Origin of the sequence: Parendozoicomonas callyspongiae (assembly GCF_023502345.1) — a bacterium.
Taxonomy (GTDB): Bacteria; Pseudomonadota; Gammaproteobacteria; order Pseudomonadales; family Endozoicomonadaceae; genus Sansalvadorimonas; species Sansalvadorimonas callyspongiae.
Genome location: NZ_JAMFLX010000055.1, coordinates 1 through 7,857 on the forward strand (window position 1 = coordinate 1; position 7,857 = coordinate 7,857).

General features: G+C 49.8%; 7 protein-coding genes. 3 read left to right on the forward strand and 4 right to left on the reverse strand.

Annotated features, from left to right (window positions below):
- Nucleotides 1-718 (forward strand): DUF3987 domain-containing protein (locus M3P05_RS19930; protein ID WP_249701881.1); only part of this gene is annotated, 718 nt, incomplete at its 5' end.
- Here M3P05_RS19930 and M3P05_RS19935 read toward each other — a convergent pair.
- The 3 genes from M3P05_RS19935 to darG form a co-directional block, all read right to left on the reverse strand.
- Nucleotides 669-1,382 (reverse strand): M48 family metallopeptidase, encoded by a 714-nt coding sequence (locus M3P05_RS19935; protein ID WP_249701882.1) that lies wholly within the window; start codon nucleotides 1,380-1,382, stop codon nucleotides 669-671. The genes M3P05_RS19930 and M3P05_RS19935 overlap by 50 nt on opposite strands.
- Entirely contained in the window at nucleotides 1,375-4,701 is a 3,327-nt protein-coding gene (locus tag M3P05_RS19940; protein WP_249701883.1) for a type I restriction endonuclease subunit R, read from the reverse strand. Before M3P05_RS19940 ends, M3P05_RS19935 begins: the two co-directional genes overlap by 8 nt.
- Before the next feature lie 98 nt (nucleotides 4,702-4,799).
- Nucleotides 4,800-5,291 (reverse strand): type II toxin-antitoxin system antitoxin DNA ADP-ribosyl glycohydrolase DarG, encoded by a 492-nt coding sequence (gene darG, locus M3P05_RS19945; RefSeq protein WP_249701884.1) that lies wholly within the window; start codon nucleotides 5,289-5,291, stop codon nucleotides 4,800-4,802.
- 223 nt (nucleotides 5,292-5,514) lie between these two features.
- On the opposite strand from darG, the gene M3P05_RS19950 reads away from it, so the two are divergent.
- Together M3P05_RS19950 and M3P05_RS19955 are read left to right on the forward strand one after the other, a co-directional pair.
- Nucleotides 5,515-6,255 carry a DUF6088 family protein gene (locus tag M3P05_RS19950; RefSeq protein ID WP_249701886.1) on the forward strand — a complete coding sequence of 247 codons (741 nt, stop codon included), beginning with the start codon at nucleotides 5,515-5,517 and terminating at the stop codon, nucleotides 6,253-6,255.
- A 90-nt stretch (nucleotides 6,256-6,345) separates the two neighbouring features.
- Nucleotides 6,346-7,350 carry a nucleotidyl transferase AbiEii/AbiGii toxin family protein gene (locus M3P05_RS19955; RefSeq protein WP_249701887.1) on the forward strand — a complete coding sequence of 335 codons (1,005 nt, stop codon included), beginning with the start codon at nucleotides 6,346-6,348 and terminating at the stop codon, nucleotides 7,348-7,350.
- A gap of 41 nt (nucleotides 7,351-7,391) precedes the next feature.
- Here M3P05_RS19955 and M3P05_RS19960 read toward each other — a convergent pair whose 3' ends face one another.
- Nucleotides 7,392-7,775: a Kiwa anti-phage protein KwaB-like domain-containing protein gene (locus M3P05_RS19960; RefSeq protein ID WP_249701888.1), complete on the reverse strand. Its 384-nt coding sequence runs from the start codon at nucleotides 7,773-7,775 to the stop codon at nucleotides 7,392-7,394.
- Nucleotides 7,776-7,857: the final 82 nt, after the last annotated feature.

Here is a 7,857-nt window from a genome sequence, read left to right on the forward strand (position 1 = left end):
GGGGTGGCGAATGGCCCGGAATGACCTGACGAATAAAAACGGAATCAGGTGGCGAATGTTTCTGGAATCGGGTGGCGAATGCTACCGGAATACCCATGGTGTGTACCCAGATTCTGCGCCAGAACCTAAAGACCATAAACCTGATGAGCAGGCAAGAGACGCAGTTTTTGCGTTATTTGAAAAGCTTGCCTCTCTGCCAGTATGTGAGCCTGATTCAGTACCAGTGTTGCGGTTTTCTACCTCAGCCCAGGAGCTGTTTAACGAATGGTATAAGAAACTGCTTCAACGATTAAACTCAACTGAAAAAGATACGCCAATGGAGTCTCACTTGGCTAAATATCCATCGCTACTGGCATCACTGGCATTGATTTTCCATGTTGTAGAGAAAGGCCTTCAAGGAGAAGTTGGGGCTGAAAGCCTTAATATGGCGATTCATTTTTGTGAGTTGCTTGAGAGTCACGCACGGCGCATTTATGGCTTGGTCGGGGAGGGCTTTGAGGGAGCCAAGTCTCTGGCAAAGCGCCTGAAAGACCTGCCGGACCCATTCCAGACCAGAGACTTCAGCAACAAGGGTTGGTCAGGACTTGGCTCTACTGAAGAGCGGCAGGTGGCTTTAGATGTCTTATGCGAGCGTGGCTATATCCACAAGGAAGTTCAACAAACGGCTACTAAGCCCAAGGCGCTGTATCACGTAAACCCTTATGTTCTGACTGAGTGAGTTCAATCCGCCAGGGCTTGAGTACATGCAGTGGGATAATTCGGTTTTTTCGGGTGAGTTCGTGGACGATGATGTAGTCGAGCACAGCCAGAGGAGCCATCATGCAGCGCCAGTGGAAGTTGAGGTCGCCCTTGGTGGTGCATGAGGCCCAGCGGTGCTGGAGTTCCATAACCCGCACAGAGCCGTAGGTGACGCCCATTTTGGGGGCGTAGTGGGCCAGCCTGCGGCTGATTCTTTCCTGGCCTTTGTTGCGGTAGAAACTCTTGAACACTTCCATGCCCGCATCGGCCTTATCTCTTCGCAGCAGGAAGTAGCCGTTCTTCAGCAGCAGGTCTTCATCCTGATCGTCGACAAGCTGCAGGCGGTAGTTGCGTCCGAGGTAAGGGAAGCCTTCGCCGTTCACAAACTCCCGGTGTACCCGGATGCGGTTAAGGTCTTCCCATTCGGCCAGGTTTTTATAGATCCAGCTTCGTTTCTGCTCGATGATGGTTTCGATTTTGGCCATATCATAGGGCAGCGGTGCCAGGATCGTGACAGAGCCATCCCGCTCGATAAACAGGCTGGTTGTTTTGCGCGGGCTCTGCTTCAGACGGTATTCGATATCCCGGTATTGATGGGTAGTCCCTTCATCCTGGTGGTGTTCTGTTGCACTTTGGTCAGTCATCCGAACCCTTCCCCAGAATCTCCTGCTCACGGCGGCGGGCAAGGGCGATAACTTCCGTTGCCAGCAGCTCGCGGTTGTCCCTGAGTTGCGGCACCCGGCTTAATATAAAGCGTCTCTTGATGGTGCCCTGCAGTTCAGAAACGAGGTCATCACGCTCCCAGAAATCCAGGTTGCCAATATGCTGGTTCAGGTCATCCATTATCTTTGAGACGGTCTCCCGCACTTTGTCTACGTGGGCGGCCAGGTCGCCTTCTGTAAACGCCAGGCTGATAATCAGATCGAAGAATGGGTCATCGACTTTAGCATCCGGGCCTCGGCCTGCCAGAATTTCCTCACGCAACTCTCCCAGCTTGAGCTTCATCTGTTCCCAGTTTTCGTGGTGCTTTTTGATGATCTCCTCAAGCTTTTCGCTCATGGTTTTGTAGAACACCGGGTCATCTTCGGCGTTGACCTTGCAGTGCTTACGGATGGCGTGTTCCATCTCGCTGGCCTGGGCCTGCAGGTTCTCTTCTTTCTGGACCGACTGAATAAAATGTTCGCTGAACAGTTCTACAGGTTTCACCTTGGGGCTCATACCGAGGCTGATCAGGTGTTCGTTGATCAGGCTGCGAACCTTCTGGCCGACTCCGTGGAAGTTCATGCCTTCATCCTTGTAGCGCTCCCTGGCTCGAGCCTGGATATGAACGAACTGGTACATGGGCACTTTGTAGGGATTGGCCAGAGCGTTGGGCATGATGATATCCATGCTCTGCAGGAACTTCTTCAGGTAGACGTTGAAGCTGTCCCGCAGGCGGATGTCTTCCAGCAACTCTATGGCTTTGAGTTGAACCTGATAGTGGTCTTCATCGGACAGTTTCTGGCTGACCAGCGCTTCAATCTGGCTGACACCACCTTCCTGGAACAGTTGCAGCAAACGGCGATAGCGACTCTCAAGAACCGGGATTTCGCTCTCAATATCTCGCAGGCTGTCGAGGATATCATCCTGGTCATCACCGGCATAAAGCGAGAGAGCTTCTTTCAGGTTCTCTGTCAGGCCGATGTAATCGACGATATAGCCACGGGTTTTCTCTTTGCAGGTTCTGTTAACTCTGGCAATGGTCTGCAGCAGGTTGTGTTCCCTGAGCTTCTTGTCGATATACATGACCTGCTCGATGGGCGCATCAAAACCGGTCAACAGCATGTCGCAGACAATCAGGAAGGCGACACCTGTTTCTGGCCGGGTGTCGTCAAAATGTTTCTTGAAGTTGTCAACGGCGTTCAGTGCCCTGGCTTCCTTGCGGGCGGCAACATAGTCAGCCTTCTCGTTGGTGCCATCGCTGGAGATGATAACGGCAGTCTTGAGGAATTTGAGCCGCTTCAACAATTCGGCATCCTGCTGGTCTGGCTCCAGAGCTTCCTGAGTGGCAATCTGTTCAGCAATGGCCTGGCGGATGTAGGTCTGGTAATGAATACAGGCCTGCTTGGAGGTGCAGACAACCTGGGCCTTGAAGCCAGATGGCAGAATACTGGCCACGTAGTGAGCTACCAGGTCATGGGCTATCTCTTCAATCCGTTTCTCGGCTTCCAGAAGATCACCTTCTGCACCGTACTTTTTGCGGATTTCGAGCAGTTCTTCGTCGGTTCTATCCTTGAACAGGTTCTCGAATTTGGTATCGAAACCTGCGCGGTTGTAGATGGCCGTGTCGGCTGTTTTACCTTCGTAGAGGATCTGCAGGGTAGCTCCGTCATCAACGGCGTCCTGGAGCTTGTACATGTCGATATAGGCATTGCTGCGGCTGGTGCCGAACCGTTTCCATGTCGGGTCGGTATGATGATCAGCAATCAACGGTGTACCGGTGAAGGCTATACGGGTGGCATGAGGGAAGGCGTCGAACAGGTTATCTGACAGGCTGGCTCTGTCTTTGCCGCTGCGCTGGGTGCGGTGGGCTTCATCAATCAGAATCAGCACCTGTTCCCGTGTATTGATTTTGCCAAAGCTGCTGAATTTGGCAATCTCTGCCTGGTAGTCAGCTTCAACTTCCGCAATCTGGTTTTCGTCGCCCTGCCCTATCGCTGCCGCATGTTTTTCGGCCAGCTTTTTACGAACACTGTCTGGCAAAAACGCTTCGTCTTCTTCCCGGAACTTGTGGATCATCACCATGTTCAGGTTTGAGGCATCGTTAGCCAGCTTTTCTTTTGCATCTCGGGTGCTGCTGATCTCGGTAACCTTTTCACCGGTCAGAGTTGCTGTATCAGTAAGTTGCTCCTCCAGATCCTTACGGTCATTGACCATCAGGATCTTGTATTTCCTCAGCTCTTCCATACGGCGCAGCCTGCGGACCAGGAACACCATTGTCAGGCTTTTACCACTGCCCTGGGTGTGCCAGATAACCCCTGAACGCTGCAGGCCTGTCTCGCCCTTCTGCATGCGTTCTATGATCTTGCAGACGGCCCGGTACTGCTGATAACGGCAGATCACTTTGACCCTGGCTGATCCTGTGTCCATAAACAGGGTGAAGTTGCGGGTAATATCCAGCAGCCTGTGGGGGTGCAGCATACCCTGCACCAGCGTCTCCTGCGGGCGGTGCATGCCGACAGCCAGATCAACGTAGGGCTCTTCGTCCGGGTAGGTTGTTTTCCAGTGGAAGAAGTAGTCCTCAGATGAGGTGATCGAACCAAACCGGCAGTCTGAACCGTAGGTGCTAACCAGCAACTGGTTGGTAAAAAACAGTCGTGGCTCCCCTTCCCGGTTTTTGGAAGTTTCCGGCTCGCGTAAATCGGCGTAGCGGCGTAACTGCTCAATACCCTCGTACATGGGGTTGGTGCAGAAGCTGCTCTTCTCCTTGCACTCAATCACAACCAGGGGCAGGCCATTTACAAACAGGACAATATCGGGGCGAATATGGTCCTTGGTATGGCCCGGAGTATCTATGCGGAACTGGTTAATGGCGGTAAAGGTGTTGTTGTGCCAGTTGTCGAAGTCGATAACTTTGACCACCGGGTTGTTTTCACCAGTGACCTCATTTTTATCAACCTGCCATTTATAGAGCCGCTCCAGAAACTCTTGATTGGCTGCCAGCAGTTTGTCTGTGCCAAAGTTGGTGAAATCTTCCAGGAGTCCGTCGAGCTGCTGTTCCGTCAGCCAGTGCGTACCATCATCCAGCGTATTGATTTTGCGGACGGCTTTTTTGAAGTGACCGGCCAGAACAACCTCTCTAAAGCTGGTGCGGAAGCTGGTTGCCGGGTCTTTGGGAATACCGGAACCAAGGTCGTTGATATCCCAACCCATCGTTGAGAGCTGTTGCAGCAAAGGTTGCTCGACTTCCTTGTATTCACTCACGCTAGAAGACTCCGGGTAGATACTGACTGACCGTCTGCAAGAATGACGGATAAGGCCGGTGTGGTACAAGAGGGAACGAAGAAAAGTAGGTTAACTGCTCAGATGCCCAGCGTGCTTTGAGTGACATTCTGATATCTGGCGGTGGGCTCGTAAACAAGAATTTCAACATCAGTCAGGTCAAACAATGCCAGTTCAATTTGCCTGCGTATTTCTGGCCAGGGTAAACCACCATTACCAGCCCCCAAAGGAGGGATGGCTATCGACTCTACCCCGTTCTCAAGAATAAAGAGCTTCAGATCCTGCAGACCTGCAACTATCCATTCCATTTTTGAAGGGTTTCGCCAGTGCTGTTTGGTTGGAAAGTTCACAATCCAGCGAGGCCCTGAAAGCTCGCCTGTGTATGTGACAAAGACTCTGCCAACCTGCACCTGTTGAGCTTTGCAGGCTGCCGCATACAGTTTCATATTGCGTTTGAATCGCTGCTTGAACATCAGGGCTATGCCTCTGCCCATAACCCCGACAGTGTTGACGCTATTGACCAGAGCTTGAGCTGGTGCATTGAGGAGGTTGCCTTTGGTGTACAGGATCATATGTATTCTCCTTTTCTTGAGGCAAAAAGTTCACAGTAAAGTGCTTAAACAGAATATGACCATGTTGGAGTGAACTTTTAGCTGAAATTGCAAAAAAATATAACGATAAAAAACAATGGTTTATGTATTATTTTGTGGATTGAAAGGGTATGTTTACTTCACACTTGGGAACTATGGCTCTATCATTCACTCAAAGAAGTAAATCATTCGCCAGGGTAGTGTCATGAGCATCGCACAGAAAGTCGATAAGAGGATCAGCCGCTGGCCTGACTCCAAGGTGTTCAGGCTGCAGGACTTTGAGGAGTATAGAGATAATCCCAAGGCCGTTTCTGAGGCGCTTTCCCGGCAGGTGAAGCAGGATAAAGTCATCCGCTTTTCGAAAGGACGTTTTTATAAGCCGAAAGTTACCCGGTACGGTAAGGTGCGGCCTGGCCAGGAAGCTTTTGTTGAAGCGTTTCTGTTCAGATCGAGCAGAAAAAAAAGAGAGCAGGTTGCCTATATCACGGGGGCATCTCTTTTTTATGAGTGGGGATTAACTACTCAGGTTCCTTCTCGTGTTCAGATGGCTAGTACGGAAGGCTCCTTTGAACAAACGGTTAAAGGTGTTCGTATCAGCGCCAAGAAATCGAGTGTGGACAAGCTCAATGAGAACCGTGTGCTTGTTCTGCAGGTTCTTGATGTCGTGAAGAGTTTCAAGACAATTCCTGATGCTGATACAGCCAATATCGTTCGGGTGCTTAAAAGCTATGTTAACAAGTTTAATAAGTCCGCCATCCGGGAAATTGAGGCTATAGCTGTTAAGTATTACAGGCCTTCTGTGCAAGCCTTTATGGGGGCGCTTCTGGAAGACACTCTGGAATACAAGAGCAAAAAACTTAAAGAGAACCTGAGCCCTCTCAGCCAGTATAAAATGGGCGTCGATTCAAACCTTATTAAAAACACTGAAGCATGGCAGCTCCAGTAGTATCAGCCTGAATACCTGTTTCTTGCAGGCACGGCTTACTGTCGTGCCTTTTCTTTGGGCTTTACCTCATTTATTCGACGACAGTACAGCATGCACCTCCACACCAATAAAGAAGACTTTGAAGATCTCATCAAGCTAACGGCTGATCACCTTGAAATTCCCGATGTTTTTGTTGAGAAAGATTACTGGGTCACCATGATTCTGAAGAATATTGCAGAATCTGAATTTAAGGATTGTGTGGTATTCAAGGGAGGTACAAGCCTGAGCAAAGCCCACGGTTTGATTTCAAGGTTCTCCGAGGATGTTGACCTTGCCCTGCTCTGTGAAACCGGGCTGAGTGAAAACCAGCGAAAGAAAAAATTAAAGAGAATTGAACAGGCAGCAACTTCTGGTTTTACCGGTGCTGAGCAGCAGGCCAAGGACAGCGGAAGAGAACCAGACAGTAAGGGCTCCAAATATCGCAAGACCTGGTGGGCTTATGATCGTCTTTCTCTGGCTGGTGAGTATGGGCAGGCTCATCCACTACTGCTATTGGAAATCAATACATTTGCAGACCCAAATCCCCACGGTTTGATGGAGTTGAGGTCATTCATCAGTGAGTTCCTGGCAGCACAAGATAATTCTCAGGCGATTGAAGAGTATGGCCTTGAACCCTTTGAAATTAATGTGCTTTCCACCAAGAGGACTATGGCTGAAAAAATCATGGGGCTGGTTCGGGCGAGCTACTTCTGTACTGATAATGACTTCTCTGACCTGGTAAAGAAAATCCGGCATATTTATGACATCCACCATCTGATGACAAAAGATGAAGTCGTTAAGAGCTGGCTGCCAACAGATGAATTTATTTCTATCCTGGAAACGGTTCATGAGAATGATAAATCTGTTCATAATAAATCGGCAGATTGGTGTCATGGGCCTTTGGCAGAGCATGCTATTTTCTCTGACTTCAGCAAGGTATGGCCGCATTTAGAAAACACATGGAAGGGTGACTTCAAGGTACTGGTACATGACGAGGAGCTTCCGTCCCAGGAGGCTTTGGCTGAGTGTTTTACAACACTTGGGCAGAGGCTGGCAGAATACGACAGCCAGAGCTGAAGTGCGAAGGTACGCTTAACCAAAGGGTGCCTGCTTATGGTTCAACCTGCTGCAGGCAAGCTAATCAGCTCTCCGTCAACATCATATTCAATACCATCCAGTGTTTTCACGCGCTTTTCTTCAAGCAAGGTTAGAAGCTCACCGATGTACTTCTTATTATCCTCGACTACGATTTTTCCTCGTTCATCAAACTTGATCAACCAATTTGTGTCGGGCTGTTCAGAAGATTGTTTCAGCTTGGTCAGCCAGATATCGTTTTTGTATAAATCCTTGGCATAGGCTGAAGCTAATCGGCGCATAAGTCGCTTGTCTGTGCCAATTACTTTGGAAAGAATTTCACCACCGCCTTCAATCAGGCAGGAGCTGGCAGTAATAGCCTTGATGGCCTGACCCTTTATTGTCTCCAGCCGTTCCCGGTAATTCATGGCCTACCAAAGAGATTATGCTCGTATTATTCACTCTGCGTCGTTCAGACGTTTACAGTCCAAAACCCAAGTGCTGGGTCTA

Bases quoted from the DNA above. Each gene is read 5' to 3' on its own strand.
- M3P05_RS19935 (WP_249701882.1), bottom strand. From the start codon at position 1,382: ATGACTGACCAAAGTGCAACAGAACACCACCAGGATGAAGGGACTACC.
- darG (WP_249701884.1), bottom strand. From the start codon at position 5,291: ATGATCCTGTACACCAAAGGCAACCTCCTCAATGCACCAGCTCAAGCT.
- M3P05_RS19950 (WP_249701886.1), top strand. From the start codon at position 5,515: ATGAGCATCGCACAGAAAGTCGATAAGAGGATCAGCCGCTGGCCTGAC.
- M3P05_RS19955 (WP_249701887.1), top strand. From the start codon at position 6,346: ATGCACCTCCACACCAATAAAGAAGACTTTGAAGATCTCATCAAGCTA.
- M3P05_RS19960 (WP_249701888.1), bottom strand. From the start codon at position 7,775: ATGAATTACCGGGAACGGCTGGAGACAATAAAGGGTCAGGCCATCAAG.